Below are 18,925 nucleotides of genomic sequence, written 5' to 3' on the forward strand. Positions count from 1 at the left end.
AACTTGAAGATAACTGTCATCAAAGAGCCAGACGCTTAAGACGCAGAGCCGATGAAATTGTGGAACAATTCACGAATCATCGGCTCTTTTTGTTTCGTATTTGAAAGAACAAACTCACCAAATAAAAAAAACGATATTCGGGTGGGTTATTTTGTTATACCCTAAATTACCCTCTGAATTTGTTTTTAAATTTGGAGGGATTTTTTTATGTCCTTTTTTCGGGCAGTTATCTATCTGCTCATACGAAGCAAAATTTATCAATACATAGCATATCAGAGAACGGCAGGAAACCAGTTAAAAAAATTTCTGCCTATGCAACGGCACTTCCTGCCTTGAATGTAGAAGTACAATCTCCATACAACAGAATTAATATTTCCCATAACCGTAAAGGTCATAGAGCCTTTGCGGTTTTTCTTTTGTCGATTTTTGTTGGAAAGTGCCATAGGGCTATTAGTGGTGTTAGGTGTCGTTCGCCACCTCTCCATCTGGATTTTGAACATTTCAAAAATTCAGATGGGAGGTACTTACAGTGAAATACGCACCGAGAAAGGTATATATCAAGGAAAGCGGCAGATATGTGGAACTGTCCTATACGGATTTCTGCCGCCGCAGGGAATCCGACCAGACCTATATGGACAAGCTGTTTATCCCCATTCAAGGCTGTCTGCTTGAAGTCGTGAGGGAGCAATACACGGACTTCTACCGAGATAAGGAACGGTGGCGTTATCTGAAAAAATTAGATACGAAGAACAGCCTGCTTTCTCTGGATGGATTTACGGACAGCGAGGGGAAGCCTTTAGACTTTATCGCTGATGAAGCGGCAGACATTGCGGAAACCGTTGTCAATGCGGTTATGGTGGACAGGCTGAAAGCCGCCCTGCCTTTGCTGTCGGATAGTGAACAGGAATTGATACAGGCAATCTTTTTTGACGGACTTTCTGAGCGTGAAGTCGGGGCGAGGTTCGGCATAACCCAGAGCGTTGTGAACAAACGCAAAGCCAGAATCCTAAGAAAACTAAGAAAGATAATAGAAAATTAAAATTTAAGGCGTTCAGCCCCCTTGTTTTTTCCTTTGGGAAAATGAGGGGGTTTTTCTCTGCCCTCTCAATCAATTCTGATTGGAGGAAAAGAAGCATGGCATATAACCACGGACGGGAGGACAGGAAATGGCGTATCTGGAAAGAAGCGGAGGAAAAGCTGCTGCGTGAGTGCGGCGTTGATGAAGCGACCATTGAGCAGATACGCATTGCGGACAGGGCAGACTTCAATTCCAACAGGCGGTTTTACCGATGGACGAATGACATTGCGGAATACCTTGAGGACATGGCAGACAGGGAGCGGCAGACGGAAGTGGGTACGGTTGCGGAGTTACTGGACGAGATTGAGAGCGAAAATCTCTATCAAGTATTAGTCGCGGTGGACGGGCGTACCTTGAAAATCGTCCTGCTGAAAATGCAGGGGTATTCCACAAAGGAGATTGCCCCGCTCGTGCATTTGACGACTGGTGCCATCTATGCGAGGTTAGACCATCTGCGGAAGAAGCTACGAAAATTTTATAGCGTCTAAAACAGCCTGCCGTCCTGCGGGCTACTGGGTGAGGGATGGAAATCCCCTCACTTATTTTTTGCAGGAGGCAAGCGGGATGGCATACAGAGTTAAGGCGTACACGCTTCGGGAGGAATCCACGGAAAGCGGCACAAGGTATTTTATCAGCTTTAAGGACGGGCAGGGCAAATCCCACGAGTTGGAAGTGTCGGAACAGTTCTTTATGGAGTTTCGGCAGATGGAACGCAGGAACAGGAATCTCCTCCAATGGGACGAGCGGCACAGGGAGTTTTCGGAAGTATGGGACGAAACGCTGAACAGGCGGGCGTTGAAGCTGCCTAAGAGCATAGAGGAACAAATGATTGAGGCAGAACGGGCAGAACTGCTCTGTAAGGCGGTTGACGGACTGCCAGAGATACAAAGGCGGCGTTTCCTGCTCTACTACGAGTATGAGTTCAATTTTTACCAAATCGCCGCTATGGAGCATTGCACCGCTTCGGCAATACAGAAATCTGTTGCGATTGCAAAGGAGAAAGTAAAGGCGGAAATGAGGAAGTATCTCCAACCGTGACCGACACCGCCCGAAAAAGAAATCTGTTTTTTATTTGTGTGGGATTGGCGGCATTACATACTCTCACTTTTTCTTCGTGGGAGTAAATCTATTTTTAAGGAGGTCAACGCCTATGTGCAACGAAAACAAAAACACCGCCCGAAAGGAGGAAAGCCATGCAGAAGTTACAGACAGTCAACGCCGAAACGCTCCTTTATGAACCGCTTGAGAAGCCGTCCTTTGTGGTGGACAGCCTTATCCCCACAGGCTTGTCGCTGTTCTGCGGCTCACAGAAGATAGGAAAGAGCTGGCTCATGCTGAAGCTATGTTTATGCGTGTCGCAGGGACTTCCCTTGTGGGATATGCCGACAATGGAGGGCGACGTGCTTTACCTCTGCCTTGAGGACACGTTCTGCCGTATACAGGACAGGCTGTTCCGATTGACGAACGAAGCGAGCAGGCGGCTTCACTTTGCCGTGGCAAGCTGCAAGCTGTCAGACGGTCTTATCGTGCAGCTTGAAGATTATCTGAAAGATTACCCAAACAGCAGGCTTATTGTCATTGACACTTTGCAGAAAGTCCGTACAGCTTCAAAAGACAATGCCTACGCAAGCGACTATGGGGACATCTCACTAATCAAAGACTTTGCCGACAGGCATTCATTGGCGGTCATTGTCGTACACCACATCCGAAAGCAGAATGACAGCGATGTGTTCAACAAGGTGTCTGGGACGACAGGCTTAACGGGGAGTGCGGACGCTACCTTTGTTCTGGAAAAGGAGAAACGGGCATCCGACACCGCCAAGCTGTATGTGACGGGCAGGGACACGCCCTATCAGGAATACACGCTGCGTTTCCGTGATTGCAGTTGGGAACTTGTGGAGAGAAAAACGCAGGAGCAGCTTGCGAAAGAAACGATACCAGACGTCCTTTTTCGGTTGGTGGATTTTATGAGGGATAAGGAAGAATGGGCAGGCACGGCAACGGAGCTGTTAGCCGCTATGAGGGAAACGGAAACCATACCCACGGTGATTACGAAATGGCTCAATGAATACCGCACCACATTTTTAAATGAGAACCATATCGTTTATCAGTACAGCCGCAAAAAACACGGCAGGCAGATTTCGCTTGCAAAGCGGGCGGGTGACAGCGGTGACAGTGGTGACAGCGATATTGGGATACCCCCTGTTACTGTCATTGACGCTTAAAGCCGTGTAAAGCTGGCGACTCTGCCCTGCGGGTGACAGCGGTGACGGCGGTGACAGTGATTTTAGGATACCCTGCCGCTGTCATCCCTGCGGGAGAACACCCCGTAAACGCAAAGTGCAGGCGTAGGATTTACCCGCCCTTTTCGGCGTGTAAAACCACCCCTGCGGTCAGAAAAATCCTTCCGATTTTTCCGACTGCGTTTACAGGGTGTAACACACTACACTTTGCCCTGCAAAGTCGTGTGCCAGACGTTCCCTCTGGACTCCCTTATGGCAGGTCTTACGCCCTGCTTATCCTACGCTCCACGCTTCGGATAAAAGAATGGCAGCATGACGGTGACGGCTCTTGCGAGGGGGTATTCCAAAAACACCGTCATCATCGACATGACCGTCATGCAGGGAATAAGGGTGACAGTTGAGGCAGTCGGTAGGGGGTATCCCAAAACTGCTGTCACCGCCGTCACCGCTGTCACCCAAAGGGCAGTTTACCCGCCGAAGAAAGGAAGATGATGAATTATGCCCTATGCAATCCTGCGTTTCCAGAAACGCAAAGCGGGCGGCGTTGCGGCTTGCGAACGCCACAACGAGCGTAAAAAAGAAGCCTATAAAAGCAATCCAGATATAGATATGGAACGCTCGAAAGATAACTACCATCTTGTGAATCCGCCGAGGTACACCTACAAGAAAGAGATTAACCGCATGGTAGCCGAAGCAGGGTGCAGGACGAGGAAAGATAGCGTGATGATGGTGGAAACGCTTATCACGGCTTCGCCAGAATTTATGAACAGCCTGCCGCCCAAAGAACAGAAAGCGTATTTTACGATGGCTCTGGATTTCATTTCAGAGCGTGTCGGGGAGAAAAATATCCTCTCCGCAGTCGTCCACATGGACGAGAGAACGCCGCATATGCACCTCTGTTTTGTGCCGATTACACCAGACAATAAGCTGTCTGCCAAAACAATTTTAGGCAATCAAAAGAGCCTGTCCGAATGGCAGACCGCCTACCATGAGCGGATGTCCTCACGGTGGAATCAGCTTGAAAGAGGTCAGTCCTCAATGGAAACGAAGCGGAAACATGTCCCCACATGGCTCTATAAGTTGGGCGGCAGGCTTGATAAACAGTATGAGGAAATTGTGTCTGCACTGTCCGACATCAACGCCTTTAATGCAGGGAAGAAGCGTGACAAGGCTCTGGAACTGATTGCGGCATGGCTCCCAGACGTGGAGAAATTCTCAAAGGAAATCAGTAAGCAGAGTGCCTATATCAATAGCCTAAAGGAGCAAATCGGGCAGGAATCAGACTATGCGGGGCGTATGCGTGATGAAAAGTATGAGCAGGAACTAAAGGTGCAGAAAGCGAACCAGAAGATATTTGAGTTGCAGAGAACCAACGAGCAGATGGGGCGGCTGCTCTCAAAGATACCGCCCGAAGTGTTGGAAGAATTGCAGAAAAACCATAAAAGCAGAGCGAAAGAAAGGTAGATATGTGAATGAAGAAACAGGATTTTAAGGTGTTAAAGACCAAAGACTTGTACCCGTTTCCCGACAATCCGTTTCATGTGGCAGAGGATGAAACGCTGTCAGAATTAGCGGAAAGCATCAAGGAATTTGGCATTGTCACGCCGATAATCACACGCCCGAAAGAGGACGGGAACGGCTATGAAGTGATTGCAGGGCAGCGGCGTGTCCGTGCGTCTGAACTTGCAGGGATAAATACCGTGCCTGCGTTTGTCCTGCCCTTAGACCGTGACCGAGCCATCATCACCCTTGTAGACAGTAATTTACAGCGTGAGAATATCCTGCCATCAGAGCGGGCGTTTGCCTACAAGATGAAATCCGAAGCCATGAAGCGGCAGGGTTTCCGCACAGACTTAACCTCGTCACAAGTTGTGACGAAGTTGCGGACGGACGACAAGGTGGCACAGGGCTTCGGCGTAGGCAGGATGACCGTACAAAGATTTATCCGTTTGACGGAACTGATACCGCCGATTTTGCGGATGGTGGACGAGGGGAAAATCGCCCTCACGCCTGCGGTGGAACTGTCCTTTTTGAAGAAAGACGAGCAGGAAAACCTCTTTGCCACGATGGAGAGCGAAGAAGCAACGCCCTCACTCTCACAGGCACAGCGGATGAAAAGCCTAAGCCAGAGCGGGCGGCTTGACATGGATACGATATTTGCAATTATGACGGAGGAAAAGGGAAACCAGAAAGAAACCTTGAAAATCAACACAAGCAAGCTGAAAAAGTATTTTCCGAAGAACACAACGCCGAAGCAGATGGAGGAAACCATCATTAAACTTTTGGAGCGTGAATTGCAGAGGAAACGGGGCAGGGACAGCCGCTAATCTTCTCTTTTCGGGAGGTAAATGCAGAAAATTGAGGTATGAAGAATGAAAGAAATCCAGTATGAGATTGTAAAGGAAATCGCCGTATTGTCTAAGGGCGACAGCGGCTACACAAAAGAAATCAATCTTATCTCATGGAACGGAAGAGAGCCGAAATATGACATCCGCAGCTTTTCCCCGAACCGTGAGAAGTGCGGAAAGGGTATCACGTTGAACGCTGATGAAGCAGCAGCACTCCTTGAAGCATTACAGAAAGAAGTAAACAGCGGGGATTGATGGTATCTGATTGACAGGGCGGGGCGTTTCCAGACGTTCTCCTGCCCTGTCTGGAAAGGAAGATTTAAGTATGGGCGAGGATAAGAAAGCAGATAAAAAGAGAAAGCGTATCGTGCCGAAAGCACCAGTTCAGATGATAATCAGCCGTGAATATGTCGGCACGCAGACAGTCACAGAAGCGTTTATCCCGATTATTTCCGAGGATATTCGGAAGAAGATTGCCGAGGGCGACACCTTCGACAATGAGGGGCTGTCCGCTTAGAATGTACGCAATGGAACATGAAAACAGATAGGACAGATATGGAGGTTTTACAGTATGGCAGGAATAAGAATGGAGAACAAGATTTATGAAGTCGGCATGTACTGCCGCTTGTCAAAAGACGATGGCACGGATAACGAGAGTGCGAGCATTGCGACACAGAAATCCATCCTCACGGATTATGTGAAAAAGCAGGGATGGCACTTAGCAAAAACGTATGTGGACGACGGTTACTCTGGTACAAATTTCCAAAGACCAAGTTTCCAGAACATGATTAAGGACATTGAAAGCGGTCTGATAAACTGCGTTATCACGAAAGATTTATCTCGTCTGGGGAGGAACTATCTTGATTGCGGACTGTATCTGGAAGTGTTTTTCCCAGAGCATAATGTGAGGTATATAGCGGTCAATGACGGCGTGGACACGCTCAATAAATCCGCTATGGACATCACGCCTTTCCGCAACATCCTAAACGAAATGTATTCCGCCGATGTGTCGGTCAAGATAAAATCGGCGTACCGAGCGAGGTTTCAGCAGGGGAAATTCATGGGGACGACAGCACCATACGGTTACGTCAAAGACCCCGCCGACCACAACCATCTGCTGATAGATGACAAAGTTGCCCATGTGGTAAGGGAAATATTTGACCTTGCGTTAGCGGGCAACGGAATCGCCAAAATCCGCAAGCACATCAACAAACAGCATATCTTACGCCCCGCCGCTTATGCGGCGGAGCAGGGGGCAACAGGCTATGAGAGGTATTTTGAGGAGAATGAGGAGAACCGTTATATTTGGAGCGAGAACAGCGTAAGGGGCATTTTAAGAAGCCCGATATATGCGGGAAACCTTGCAGGCTACAAGCGGATTGCCGCCAACATGAAAAGCAAGAAACGCCCCTCTAAGCTGCCCGAAGAATGGGAAGTGATACCAGACACCCATGAGGGGATAGTCACGCAGGAGGAATTTGATACCGTACAGCAGCTTATTACAAGCCGCAGATTACCAGAAAACAAGGGCGGCTTTGAGAACATCTTTGCAGGCGTTATTAAGTGTGCGGACTGCGGCTATGCGATGCGGGCTATGAGTGCCAACAGGAGGAAACGCCCCGACATCATCGACTGCGTACAATATTCCTGCAATAATTATGGCAGATACGGTAATATCATGTGTACCGCACACAGCATTGAAGCGAGGGACTTGTTCAACGCTGTCCTCACCGACATCAACCGATTTGCGGATATGGCAGTCAATGATGAAAAGGCAGTGAGGGCGATTGAAAAGCGGCTCACGGAAACAGACCAGAGCAAGGCAAAGGCACTGGAAAAGGAGCAAAGAAAACTGAACAAACGCCTTGCAGAACTGGACAGGCTGTTTTCCTCACTCTATGAAGATAAGGTGATGGAGCGTATTACCGAGCGGAATTTTGAGATGATGTCGGGAAAATACCAGAAAGAACAGCTTGAAATTGAAGCAAGGCTGAAAGAGGTAACGGAAACGCTCAGCGACAGCTATGAGAAGACGCAGGGTGTCCGTGATTTCCTCTCCCTAATCCGCAACTATCAAGGCATTAAGGAACTGGACGCAACCATCATAAACGCACTTATAGACAAGATACTTGTTTCGGAACGTGAGAAACTTACAGACGGAATGGTGCGGCAGGAAATCAAGATTTATTATAAATTCATCGGCTTTGTCGGTGAATTACATATCACACCGACAAAGCGGTGGACTGCGTTAAAGCCTAAGAATTGTACGGTGTGCGGTGTTGAATATGTTCCCCGCTCTGGCATATCGAAGTATTGTCCTGCTTGTGCCAAGAAGATACAGAGGGAGAAATCAAACGAGAGCAAACGCAGGAGCAGGGAGCGAAACAGACAGGCATGTATTGAACTGTCCGCAAAAAATGACCGACTGATCTGGAGCAGAGGGAAGGGCGTATTATCCGGCAGGGCAACCATAACAAAATAGTACAGATCTTCCGGTATGTAACAGAATCCACATTTGACAGTTATATGTGGCAGCTGATCGAGAACAAACAGAAATTCATATCACAGATTATGACAAGCAAGGCTCCGGTACGAAGCTGTGAGGATGTGGATGAAGCGGCTCTTTCCTACGCAGAGGTAAAAGCTCTTGCAACCGGTAATCCGGCGGTGAAGGAGAAAATGGAATTGGATGTAGATGTGGCAAAACTGAAACTGTTAAAAGCCAACCATATGAATAATCAGTACCGGCTGGAAGATGACATTGCCCGGAAATTTCCACAGCAGATCGCAACGCTGACAGAAATTATTGACAGCTATCGGGTAGATATCGCCCATTATCAGGAACACAAGATTCCAGATGCAGACCATTTCTTTATGGAAATCAGCGGTAAGGTATTTACTGACAAGAAAGAAGCAGGAACCGCACTTCTGGCAGCCTGCAAGGAGATACAGTCATTGGATACCGCCATGGATGTTGGAAATTATCAGGGATTCAATATGCGGGTTCAGTTTGACAGCTGGAGCAAAGCATTTTACCTGTCAATGAAACATGAATCGGTATCGAAAATTCAGCTTGGAGCAGATACACTGGGCAATATTACCCGTATCAATAACTTGTTGGAAAGTTATCCGGAAAAGATGGCAGAAGCGGAGCAGAGACTGGAGACGGTACAGGAACAGCTGAAAAGTGCAAAAGAAGAGGTTGGCAAACCGTTTCCAAAAGAAGCCGAACTGAACCAGATGATGGAAAGGTTATCTGAGTTGAATGCTTTATTAAATATGGATGAGCCGGAAGACTCAGGCAAAGAAATAAATGCAGCTGAACCAGAAGAGAAGCGTGTACGAGGTTCGATCCATGAAAAACTACAGGTTTATAAAGAAGCGAAACGAGACGGAAGTGAAAAAAGCCAGGGAAGCCGAAAGCATGACATTGGCTTGGAATAAATAATAATCAGAAATGGCATAATCCGGGAGAATAGGAAACTCCTTTGGTTATGCCATTTTTCAATATGACAGGAGGAAGTAATATGGTAATGAACAGGATCATGGGAAAAGAAGCAAAGAAAATGCAGGATTACGCAAGAGAACAGATTGAACGGGCAGAGCGAAGGGGGATTTCCTTCCCAGAGGATGTGAAAGAAGATATTTTCCGATATGCAGACCTGATCGGAGAGGAAGACAAGGTAAGAAGCCTGGTAAGAAATCTTGCAAGAGCAACGGAAGCGTCACAGGAAGAACGGGTGAATGATATCCTGTATGGTGCAGAGATGGAAATCCGGGATTTACCGGACGAGACGATTGGAAGACTGGAACTGTTGGATTATGGTTATACGGCAGACGATATGGTTCCATTAAGAAAAGAGGCAGCATTGGAATACCATCGGACAGGTTCTAAGATTTATTGTCTGGAAAGCGATGGCAGCAAAGGAGAATATGCAAGCCGGGAAATGATTCAGGAACACGATGGCTTATTTGGTATGGAAGTGCAGGAATGGCAGAGACGAAACGATTATGACAGAGAGGATGATTATAATTATGGCGAAGATTTTGGAAATCCGCTGCAGGAACCAATGCGTGTGGTTGACCGGGACGAAGCATTAAGATTCTATGATGCAGGAGCAAATATTTATCTGATTACAACATTTTCACGCCCGGTACCCGCCATCGAACGAATGGAGATTGAACGAGGACCGGAGCATTACCAACTGCCATCCACGGAATGGGAGCGTTTTCATAACCTGGAATGGGAAATGAAGAAATATCCGCAGATTCAGTCATTAAGAGAAGCAGATCTTCTTCTTGGAACAGGACGGTCTTTTGGTATTTATCAGATTCGTGATGGTTCTGCAGGAGAAGCCTACGCATTTATGAATATGAACTTCATTGAAAGCCATGGGATACAGATTCGGAAAGAAGATTATGAACTGGTTTATACGGCAGAACGGACAGGAAATATGTCTCTGGGTGATATTTTTGAACAATTTAACATCAACAGACCGGCGGATTTTCGGGGACATTCTCTGTCTGTCAGTGATGTGGTTGTTCTGAATGATAACGGTCATGTGACGGCTCATTTTGTAGACAGTATCAGTTTTCAGGAAATCAATTCTTTTCTTGATTTAGAAGAAATATCCTTAGATGAGCTGGCATACGAAGTAGATGAACGGTATTTTGCAATCCAGACGACAGAAGAAGGGTATGATTATTCCTTTTACGATGAAAATTTCCGTCTGATTGATGGTGGTGTCTATGAAAATTCAGAACAGTCTATGGAGGAAGTTGCGGATATCCTCTTGAATGAAGAGGGATGGACAGGGGACAGAATCCGAGGAGACTATGACAAACTCATGGAAAAAGTGGAGGAAGTAGAAGCTGCGGTGATGGCAGAAATCCAAAACAGTCAGGGAGAGTATAAGCCGCTTGCGAAGGTAGAAGAACTGGAAGAAGCCAATTATAACATGATTGATAATGTACTCAACAATTTGCCGCCGAAGAAAGAACCTTATCTGGAATACTATGCTGCTGAATGCGACGAATTTCATGATATGGGAGCTTATGAGAAAAGCACAGATGTGAAAGAAATCGCAGCAATCTACGAGAAGTACAGAGAAAATCCGGAAAATGCTTATAAAGGCAGTGGAATGGGGATTATCTATCGTGATCCAGAGGACAGCCTGTTTGATGAAGCGGAGATTCGGATTGTAATGGGAACAACAATACACGGTGATTTCCTGGATGATGTGCGGTTTTTAAGGGATCAATCGGTGATGCGTGAAGGTTTGGAGAAGATTCGTGAAGCATTGCCAGATTATAAATACATCCCGATTCAGGATGAGCGTGAGGCAATGTATCCGGAAAAAATGACAACAGAAGAATTGGCTGCAGCACTGGATGAAATTGCGGAAGATTTTGATCCGTATGACTATCGGGACCATGTAGAGCCAGGGCAGGACACCATACAGGAAGTTATGCTGGATCTGCAAAGTGGAAATATTGGCTCTTATATTGCTTATTTGAAAGATATCGTGGAGGAAGAATGTGAGCAGTCTGTACGTGCAGGGGTATTGATAGAACGGTTAAAGTTCTATGAACCGGATTTATCCTCAAATATAGAACCTATGGTCTATGTAAATTACTGTGAAAAAGAAGAACTGGCAAATCCACGCTGTCAGAAATTATCTGATCTGGACTCCAGGACTGCACAGCAGGATAAGGAGTGGTACGCAGAACGTAATCCGAGAACTAATGAGCCTACTATGACAGCCCAGATGTTTTTTACCATATATTATGCGGAAAAAAGCGACAAGATGCTACGGCAGTTTAAAGGTAAAATTGATATTGGAACAGGAAATGGCGGTATTATAAGCCAATTAAAACTACAGAATGAGTTGCGGCTTACAGATGATAGCTGGATCAGATATCAGAAAAATAAGGGAAATGAAGAGTTCAAGAAGTACATGGAAGATCTGACTGATATGCAGGACCATGTGCTTCCATATCTGCAGAGCTTTTGCAGTCTGGAAGAAAAAGGTGTACAGGAGCGAAGAGAACAGCAGATTGCAGAAAAACAGGACAGTATGGTTGGAGTAGCCAGAACAGCTACAGAGATGAAAATGGAAAATACGAAGACTGCAGGGAAAGGGACTTCAATTAAACAGTCAGAAGTGAAGAGAGCAAATGTAAAAATAAAGAAACCGTCCATTCATGAACGATTGGAAATCAATAAGAGGAAAATTCAGGAAAAGCAGGGAAAAGATAAGGCGGAGAGAGGAGCTGATCTGGGTGTAAGATAGAAAAGAAGAGCCAGAAGTCATAAAAGATGGCTTTTGGACTTGCTTTGATGGTTAACAAATGGGAATGATAGTGTGGCTTCACATTGATAAACAATAGAAATACGTGTATAATAAAACCAGTATTTCGGCCTATAGCGCTGTTTATTGGCATTGAAACTATGAAATGTTTTTAAGTGAAAATTAGGCAGATAAACAAGCGATTATGTCAATGATAGGTTCCTTGTGCTTAGTAGAGCAGGAATTATTACAACAGTATAGATGGAGAAAGAAAAATGATAACAGGAAGTTTAAAGAATAAGATCAATAGCATATGGCAAGATTTTTATAATGAAAACATGGCACAAACGGCAGAAATAGTAAATCAGCTGACGACGCTTATGTTTATTAAGATGCTTGACGATAAACAAAATGCTATAGAAGCACAGGCTGCTGTTTTGGGAATTGAACCTCAGGAGAGTGAATTGACTTTTCTAAAGGGCGATTATAAGTACAAGGAATTTATAAATGGGAAAGAACAAATTGTGTTTACGATTCCATATAAAGAATTAAGGTGGAAAAATTTCAAAAATTTAAATGGAATGGATTTAGCGGATAGGATAAAAAATTACGTTATACCTTTCATAAAAGATCCAAATAATAAATCTGTTGGTAAATTTGGTGAGTATGCGAAAAAATATACTTTTGGATTTGATGATAAAGAGAGATTGCTGACATCTGTAGTGGATAAGCTGTCGGATGAAGAATTGAACTTTACGAATACAGATCTAATGGGGGATGTGTATGAGTATATGTGTGGAAGCGGTGTGTCAGGACAGTTTAGGACACCAAGGCATATTATAGATATGGCCGTGGAAATGATGAAACCTCGAATCGGTGAAAAAATTATTGATCCAGCAATGGGAACAGCAGGCTTTATTGTAGAAGCTGCGAAATATATCCAGGTTCATCAACAGGATGAATTAATGAATGTTGAGAATAAGAAAATATTTAATGATGAAATGTTTTATGGATGTGATAATGATACAAATATGTCACGTATTGGATACATGAATTGTATCCTTCATAATATCAAAAATCCACAGATAACTATGGATTCATTACTCGAACATGAGAATGCAAAAGAGTATATGGAAAAATTTGATATAGTATTACAAAATCCCCCGTTCTCTGGTAGTCTGGTCGAGGAAGCTACAAATGCTAAATTGTTAGCTATTACCAAGACAAAGAAGACAGAATTGCTTTTTGTGGCATTGATGCTTTCATTGATGAAAGTTGGTGGAAGGGGAATGTCAATCGTACCAGATGGGGTATTGTTCGGTGGCGATAAGGCACATATGAGTTTAAGAAAAGAATTGATTGATAATCAAAAACTTATAGGTGTTGTTTCTATGCCAGATGGTTTGTTTAGTGCTCCAACTAAAAAAGGATCTGCTTCGAAAGGAGCGAATGTAAAAACTTCATTTTTGATTTTTGAAAAAACAAACAAGTGTAGAACTGATTATGTTTGGTTTTATGATATGAAAAATGATGGGTATACGCTAGACGCGAAAAGGACACCTGTTGCTGGTTCTGATATCCCGGATATAATTGATAGATATAATGACCTTGAAAAGGAAATGACTAGAAAGAGAACAGAACAGTCTTTTATGATTCCGGTTGAAGAAATTAGAAAAAATGGATATGATCTGACAATAAAAAGATATCAAAAATATGAAAGAATAAAAATGAAATATAGAGAGACAAAAGACATAATGGCGGAGATTAAGGTCTCTGTTGATTTAAGCAAATGTTTAATGGAAAAAATCAAGGAGTGTTTATAATGAAATACAGAACACTTGGTAAGTACATTACTGAATATTCGCAGAAGAATAAGCGTAATATAGAATATCCCGTATATAGCGTTACAAATAGAAATGGATTTTGTACAGAATATTTCAATAAGGATGTGTCGAGCAAGGATAAAAGCACATACAAGATAGTTCCTCATGGCTACTTCGCATATAACCCGTCAAGAATAAATGTAGGCTCAATAGATTGGCAGAATTGTGAGGAAAACGTTATTGTCAGCCCATTATACGTCGTATTCAAATGTTCAGATGATTTGAACCAAGATTATTTGAAATATTTTCTTAAGTCTAAAGATGGGCAACAGATGATAGAAAGAAAAGTTTCTGGATCAGTTAGGAACAATCTGAAGTTTTCAGCATTGGCTAGTTTTGAATTTAATATTGGGACGCTCAATGAACAGAAAATAATTGTATCGAAGTTAAAAATAATTGAGAAAGCGATTGAAAACGAAAAAAAGCAAATCGAATTATATGATGAACTAATAAAATGTAAATTTATTGAGATGTTTGGTGACCCAATTTCTAATCCTTATGGGTGGAAGATAGTAACATTTAATGATTGCTTAGAAAATATAGAAAATGGAAAAAGTTTTGTATGTGCTAGTGAGGCAAGGATTGACAATAAACCTGCAATACTTAAACTTAGTGCTGTTACATATGGAATTTATAAACCTGAAGAAAATAAGGCAATTATAAATGAAGAAGATTTTATAGAGAGCGCTGAAGTGCATAAAAGTGATTTGCTTTTTACTAGAAAGAATACACCGGAACTTGTTGGAATGGCTGCATATGTGGAGTCAACTCCTATTAAGTTAATGATGCCAGATTTGTTATTTAGACTAAATACTAAAAATAATTGTAATAAAATTTTTTTATGGAAATTGATCAATAATGATTTATATCGAAGCCGAATTGAAAGTGCAGCGAATGGTTCGGCTAAGTCTATGTCAAACATTTCGAAGGAACGATTAGGAAAATTACAATTTCCTTTACCCTCTATTGAACTTCAAAATCAATTTGCGGATTTTGTACGAACTGTAGATAAATCAAAAGTAGAAGCACAAAAGAGAGTTGACTTATATGAAGAATTACTAAACAAGAAGATGAGCGAATATTTCATGGATTAGGAGGCGATATAATTGGCACGCAATGAAAAGGAAACAAGGGAGCAAATTATTGATCCTAAATTAGTGCAAGCAGGATGGGACGTTCTTAAAATTAGGAATGTAATAGAAAAAGATAAAGCGTGTATAGAGACTCCTGTAAAGGGCATGCCAATATCAGCAGACAATTCAACGGGAAAAGGATATGTGGATTATACTTTGTTTGGGGACGATGGAAAGCCATTAGCTCTTATAGAGGCTAAAAAGGCAGTTGTTAATGAAGAACAGGGGCGGGTACAGGCTTGTTTATATGCGGATTGTCTTGAAAAACAATATGGAATAAGACCTGTAATATATTACACTGATGGGTATTCAATTAGCATGATAGATGGCGTATATCCTCCTCGCAGAGTATTTGGATTTCATAGGAAAGATGAATTAGAGTATGTGATTCAGAGAAGAAGCAGGCATATTACTGATTCTCAACCCAAACCAGAAATTTGTAACAGATATTATCAAAAAGATGCTATTCGTGAAGTTATTAGGCATTTAGAAAATAGACATTCTCGATCACTTATTGTGTTGGCAACTGGAACTGGAAAGACACGGGTATCCTGTGCTATTTCTGATATTTTTATTCGAAATAATTATGCAAAAAGAATACTATTTTTGGCAGACAGGAAAAATTTGGTTAAGCAAGCTAAAGAAGATACATTTGAAAAATTTCTGCCTAAAGTACCGATGGCTATGATTCTTGAGGGAAAGGTACAGGGCTCAAAGGAAGCGAGAATTATATTTTCGACATATCAATCGATGTTGTCAATAATTAAAGATACTTCAAAATGTCCTTATGGGGTGGGCCACTTTGACTTAATTATTGTTGATGAAGCACATAGAAGCTTATTTAATAAGTATGCTGAAATTTTTGATTATTTTGATGCTTTAATGATTGGATTGACTGCAACGCCAAGGAATGATATACATAAGTCAACGTATAGAGTGTTTGATTTGGATAATCAGGAACCAAATTATGAGTATGATTTGGTAAAAGCAGTAAAGGATGGATTTCTTACATATTATCGAGCATTAGATAGAACTCCGGATATTTTAAAAAATGGTCTTACATATGAAGAACTGTCAGAAGAAGATAAAGAACAATATGAAGAGTTGTTTTCAGAGGATGACGGTACAATTCCAGAGAGAATAGAAGGAAAACAATTTTATTCTTATATTACCAATATTGACACTATCCGGGAAGTATTGCGAGATCTAATGGAAGAAGGAATTAAAGTTAATGGTGGCGATTTGTTGGGGAAAACCATTATTTTTGCAAGAGATCATAATCATGCAGTATTAATAGAAAAGGCGTTTAGAAAGATGTACCCTGAACTGTGTAATAAAAATGCAGTAAATGGTGTTGATTATTGTGTTATTATTGATAATAAGATTAAATATAATGATGTCCTTCAGGATGAATTTAAATATAGGCAAGGCATAAGAATTGTGATATCTGTAGATATGATGGATACAGGTGTTGATATTCCAGATGTAGTAAACTTGGTATTTTTTAAGAGGATAATGTCAAAAACAAAATTTTGGCAGATGATAGGTCGAGGGACAAGATTGTGTGACGAGGCGAATGTATTATCACCATCTAAGTCATATTTTGAACGCTTGACAAATGATAAGGAACGAAAGGATTATAAAGAAAAACAAGGATTCTTAATTTTTGATGTTTGCAATGTTTTTCCGTTTTTTAAAGAAAATCCCGATGGTAGAGAGGATAAGTCGGATGCTGTTCTTTCATTGAACCAAAAGATTTACATGGAAAAAGTAGCTCTTTTAAAGAGTATGCAAAATAATAGAGAAAAGTTGTCCGAGAATGAGAGAACATATCTGAACGATTTGAAAAGTTCTTTAATTGCAGAAGTTAGATCACTGAATGTGAATTATATTGGTGTTCAGAAAAATTTAAAATATGTTGAGAAATATTCTAAAACGGAGAGCTGGAATAAGTTAAATCAGCAGATATATTTAGAAATCAGGAAACATATAGCACCGAATATAACGGGCGTAATTGATTTGGAAGCATCTAGATTGTTTGATTTACTGTGCTATAAATTTTCAGCAACAAAATTTCAAAAAAGTAATACGTTTTCATCTACAGCGAAGGCAATCTATGTGATAGCAGCATACTTATTAGACAATAAATTACATATTTCGGAAGTGAAAGCACACAAGGAAACATTAGATTATATTGTGACTAATGAGTTCTTAACAAATACCAATATTGTGAAAATGGATGAAATTCGATTGGACATTCGTGAGCTGATGAGGTTTATTGAAAAAGTGGTAATGGACCCAATAATTTCAGATTTTGATGATAGAATAGATAAAACAAATGATGCGGACGATGAACCAGTTGATTTTACGGTAGATGATTTTAAGTCTTTAAAAGAAAAAGTTGAATCTTATATAAAGAAGCATGATAATGATGCGCTTGTGTATCAGGTTATGAATTTTGAGAAACCTACACCTAATGCGATTCGTGGATTTAAAGCTGAGGTGATGAAGTTCGCAAAAGATGAGAATGAGTATGAAGAATTGTTTGAAGAAGAGGCTAAAATACCTGTATTTGTGAGGAAAATTACCGGGATAAGTCAAAATGCTGAGGAATTGTTTATTCAGTATGAGTCGGGTAAGGGCTTTAATGAGAGACAATTGAAGTATATAATGGAGCTTTTGAATTATATTTCACAAAATGGAAAGTTCGAACGCAAAGATTTGCTTAGAGAAGAACTTAATTTTGGAAGCCTTTTTAATAGTGTAGAAATCAATATGTTACTCAATGATATTGAGAACAGATTGTAAGGAACAAAAGAGGATATATAATAGAATGTTAGAAAGAAATTAAGCATAATGTGCGGCAGATATTATATTGATTCTGACATGGAAAATGAAATTGAAAAGGTAGTGCATGATATAGATCGGCGGATTCATCAGGATCGCTTTCTTGGTGATATCCGCCCAACAGATGTAGCACCTGTTATTGAAATGTCAAATCAGAGATTAAAATTGAATACTTCCAGATGGGGATATCCACTATCAAAGGGGAAAAGTCTGGTTATCAATGCGAGAGTAGAGTCTGTCATGGATAAGCCAGCTTTCCGGGACGGAATTCGATACCATCGCTTACTGATTCCGGCAAGTGGCTTTTATGAATGGAATTCTATGAAGGAGAAGAACATATTTAGCAGATCGGATGAGACGGTATTATACATAGCAGGATTCTGTGATTGGTTTGAGAATGAACGGCGATTCGTGATTTTAACCACAGCGGCTAATGATTCTATGATAAAAGTACATGATCGGATGCCTCTAATTATAGAAAAAGAGCAGTTCACAGACTGGTTTGACAATGACAGAATGGAAGCAATCCTTCACCAGAAACCAGTCATGTTAAAACGCCAAGCGGAATATGAGCAGCAGAGTTTATTCTTGTAACTATATCGGAAGGAAAAAACAAATGAAAATATTAGTAGATGCAGATGCCTGCCCGGTGGTTAATATTGTGAAAACGATAACAGAAAAATATAATATTCAGGTAATACTGTTGTGTGATACCAATCATGTACTGGCATCTGAGCGTAGTGAAGTAGTTGTTGTCGGAGCAGGAACTGATGCAGTGGATTATAAGTTGATCAGCATCTGTCATAAGGGAGATATTGTCGTTTCACAGGATTATGGAGTGGCTGCAATGGCTCTTGAAAAAGGTGCATATGCAATCCATCAATCGGGAAAATGGTATACCAATGAAGATATTAATCAGATGCTTATGGAGCGTCATTTGAACAAAAAAGCCAGAAGGGGTTCTCACAAAAATCATATAAAAGGTCCAAAGAAACGGACAGAAGAAGATAATGAACGTTTTGCCCATTCATTTGAAGAACTGGTGCGTGTGTGCAAATTACGTTCAAACGGAATGCCAGTTCCGCTACTGCGGAACGGCTATT

General features: G+C 41.9%; 16 protein-coding genes and 1 pseudogene. All 17 read left to right on the top strand.

Annotated elements, in window-relative coordinates; genetic code table 11:
* Window positions 1-529: 529 nt before the first annotated feature.
* A complete protein-coding gene (locus tag DWZ38_RS21040) occupies window positions 530-1,039 on the top strand; it encodes a sigma-70 family RNA polymerase sigma factor (protein WP_002596252.1) in 510 nt (169 codons plus the stop codon).
* 95 nt (window positions 1,040-1,134) lie between these two features.
* Window positions 1,135-1,566 carry a sigma-70 family RNA polymerase sigma factor gene (locus DWZ38_RS21045; protein WP_002596253.1) on the top strand — a complete coding sequence of 144 codons (432 nt, stop codon included), beginning with the start codon at window positions 1,135-1,137 and terminating at the stop codon, window positions 1,564-1,566.
* Window positions 1,567-1,642: 76 nt separating this feature from the next.
* Entirely contained in the window at window positions 1,643-2,116 is a 474-nt protein-coding gene (locus DWZ38_RS21050) for a sigma-70 family RNA polymerase sigma factor (RefSeq protein ID WP_002596254.1), read from the top strand.
* A 155-nt stretch (window positions 2,117-2,271) separates the two neighbouring features.
* The gene (locus tag DWZ38_RS21055) at window positions 2,272-3,303 is read left to right on the top strand and encodes an AAA family ATPase (protein ID WP_117855248.1); all 1,032 of its coding nucleotides are present in this window, start codon (window positions 2,272-2,274) and stop codon (window positions 3,301-3,303) included.
* Window positions 3,304-3,633: 330 nt separating this feature from the next.
* Entirely contained in the window at window positions 3,634-3,813 is a 180-nt protein-coding gene (locus DWZ38_RS21065) for a hypothetical protein (RefSeq protein ID WP_004613323.1), read from the top strand.
* Window positions 3,814-3,819: 6 nt separating this feature from the next.
* A complete protein-coding gene (mobV, locus tag DWZ38_RS21070; RefSeq protein ID WP_002596256.1) occupies window positions 3,820-4,785 on the top strand; it encodes a MobV family relaxase in 966 nt (321 codons plus the stop codon).
* Window positions 4,786-4,793: 8 nt separating this feature from the next.
* Complete coding sequence (locus tag DWZ38_RS21075; RefSeq protein WP_002596257.1) at window positions 4,794-5,648, top strand: ParB/RepB/Spo0J family partition protein; 855 nt, start codon at window positions 4,794-4,796, stop codon at window positions 5,646-5,648.
* Between the two features lie 45 nt (window positions 5,649-5,693).
* Complete coding sequence (locus tag DWZ38_RS21080) at window positions 5,694-5,924, top strand: PC4/YdbC family ssDNA-binding protein (RefSeq protein ID WP_002596258.1); 231 nt, start codon at window positions 5,694-5,696, stop codon at window positions 5,922-5,924.
* A gap of 70 nt (window positions 5,925-5,994) precedes the next feature.
* Complete coding sequence (locus DWZ38_RS21085; RefSeq protein WP_002596259.1) at window positions 5,995-6,186, top strand: hypothetical protein; 192 nt, start codon at window positions 5,995-5,997, stop codon at window positions 6,184-6,186.
* A gap of 54 nt (window positions 6,187-6,240) precedes the next feature.
* Window positions 6,241-8,098: pseudogene (locus tag DWZ38_RS21090) on the top strand (recombinase family protein).
* A 97-nt stretch (window positions 8,099-8,195) separates the two neighbouring features.
* The gene (locus DWZ38_RS21095; RefSeq protein WP_243000466.1) at window positions 8,196-9,113 is read left to right on the top strand and encodes a helicase; all 918 of its coding nucleotides are present in this window, start codon (window positions 8,196-8,198) and stop codon (window positions 9,111-9,113) included.
* 83 nt (window positions 9,114-9,196) lie between these two features.
* The gene (locus tag DWZ38_RS21100; RefSeq protein WP_117855256.1) at window positions 9,197-11,962 is read left to right on the top strand and encodes a YodL domain-containing protein; all 2,766 of its coding nucleotides are present in this window, start codon (window positions 9,197-9,199) and stop codon (window positions 11,960-11,962) included.
* A 272-nt stretch (window positions 11,963-12,234) separates the two neighbouring features.
* Window positions 12,235-13,782: an N-6 DNA methylase gene (locus tag DWZ38_RS21105; protein WP_117855259.1), complete on the top strand. Its 1,548-nt coding sequence runs from the start codon at window positions 12,235-12,237 to the stop codon at window positions 13,780-13,782.
* Window positions 13,782-14,936 carry a restriction endonuclease subunit S gene (locus tag DWZ38_RS21110; RefSeq protein ID WP_117855261.1) on the top strand — a complete coding sequence of 385 codons (1,155 nt, stop codon included), beginning with the start codon at window positions 13,782-13,784 and terminating at the stop codon, window positions 14,934-14,936. Before DWZ38_RS21105 ends, DWZ38_RS21110 begins: the two co-directional genes overlap by 1 nt.
* 12 nt (window positions 14,937-14,948) lie before the next feature.
* A complete protein-coding gene (locus DWZ38_RS21115; RefSeq protein ID WP_117855263.1) occupies window positions 14,949-17,783 on the top strand; it encodes a DEAD/DEAH box helicase family protein in 2,835 nt (944 codons plus the stop codon).
* A 48-nt stretch (window positions 17,784-17,831) separates the two neighbouring features.
* The gene (locus tag DWZ38_RS21120) at window positions 17,832-18,416 is read left to right on the top strand and encodes an SOS response-associated peptidase family protein (RefSeq protein WP_117855266.1); all 585 of its coding nucleotides are present in this window, start codon (window positions 17,832-17,834) and stop codon (window positions 18,414-18,416) included.
* Between the two features lie 22 nt (window positions 18,417-18,438).
* On the top strand, window positions 18,439-18,925 hold a 487-nt coding region (locus DWZ38_RS21125; RefSeq protein ID WP_117855268.1), incomplete at its 3' end, for a YaiI/YqxD family protein.

It is taken from the genome of Ruminococcus sp. AF31-8BH (assembly GCF_003460605.1).
In the GTDB taxonomy this organism is placed as follows: domain Bacteria; phylum Bacillota; class Clostridia; order Lachnospirales; family Lachnospiraceae; genus Blautia_A; species Blautia_A acetigignens.

Excerpts from the sequence above, each read along its gene's own strand:
- DWZ38_RS21045 (WP_002596253.1), top strand. The coding sequence starts at position 1,135 with ATGGCATATAACCACGGACGGGAGGACAGGAAATGGCGTATCTGGAAA.
- DWZ38_RS21050 (WP_002596254.1), top strand. The coding sequence starts at position 1,643 with ATGGCATACAGAGTTAAGGCGTACACGCTTCGGGAGGAATCCACGGAA.
- DWZ38_RS21055 (WP_117855248.1), top strand. The coding sequence starts at position 2,272 with ATGCAGAAGTTACAGACAGTCAACGCCGAAACGCTCCTTTATGAACCG.
- DWZ38_RS21065 (WP_004613323.1), top strand. The coding sequence starts at position 3,634 with ATGACGGTGACGGCTCTTGCGAGGGGGTATTCCAAAAACACCGTCATC.
- mobV (WP_002596256.1), top strand. The coding sequence starts at position 3,820 with ATGCCCTATGCAATCCTGCGTTTCCAGAAACGCAAAGCGGGCGGCGTT.
- DWZ38_RS21075 (WP_002596257.1), top strand. The coding sequence starts at position 4,794 with ATGAAGAAACAGGATTTTAAGGTGTTAAAGACCAAAGACTTGTACCCG.
- DWZ38_RS21080 (WP_002596258.1), top strand. The coding sequence starts at position 5,694 with ATGAAAGAAATCCAGTATGAGATTGTAAAGGAAATCGCCGTATTGTCT.
- DWZ38_RS21085 (WP_002596259.1), top strand. The coding sequence starts at position 5,995 with ATGGGCGAGGATAAGAAAGCAGATAAAAAGAGAAAGCGTATCGTGCCG.
- DWZ38_RS21095 (WP_243000466.1), top strand. The coding sequence starts at position 8,196 with ATGTGGCAGCTGATCGAGAACAAACAGAAATTCATATCACAGATTATG.
- DWZ38_RS21100 (WP_117855256.1), top strand. The coding sequence starts at position 9,197 with ATGGTAATGAACAGGATCATGGGAAAAGAAGCAAAGAAAATGCAGGAT.
- DWZ38_RS21105 (WP_117855259.1), top strand. The coding sequence starts at position 12,235 with ATGATAACAGGAAGTTTAAAGAATAAGATCAATAGCATATGGCAAGAT.
- DWZ38_RS21110 (WP_117855261.1), top strand. The coding sequence starts at position 13,782 with ATGAAATACAGAACACTTGGTAAGTACATTACTGAATATTCGCAGAAG.
- DWZ38_RS21120 (WP_117855266.1), top strand. The coding sequence starts at position 17,832 with ATGTGCGGCAGATATTATATTGATTCTGACATGGAAAATGAAATTGAA.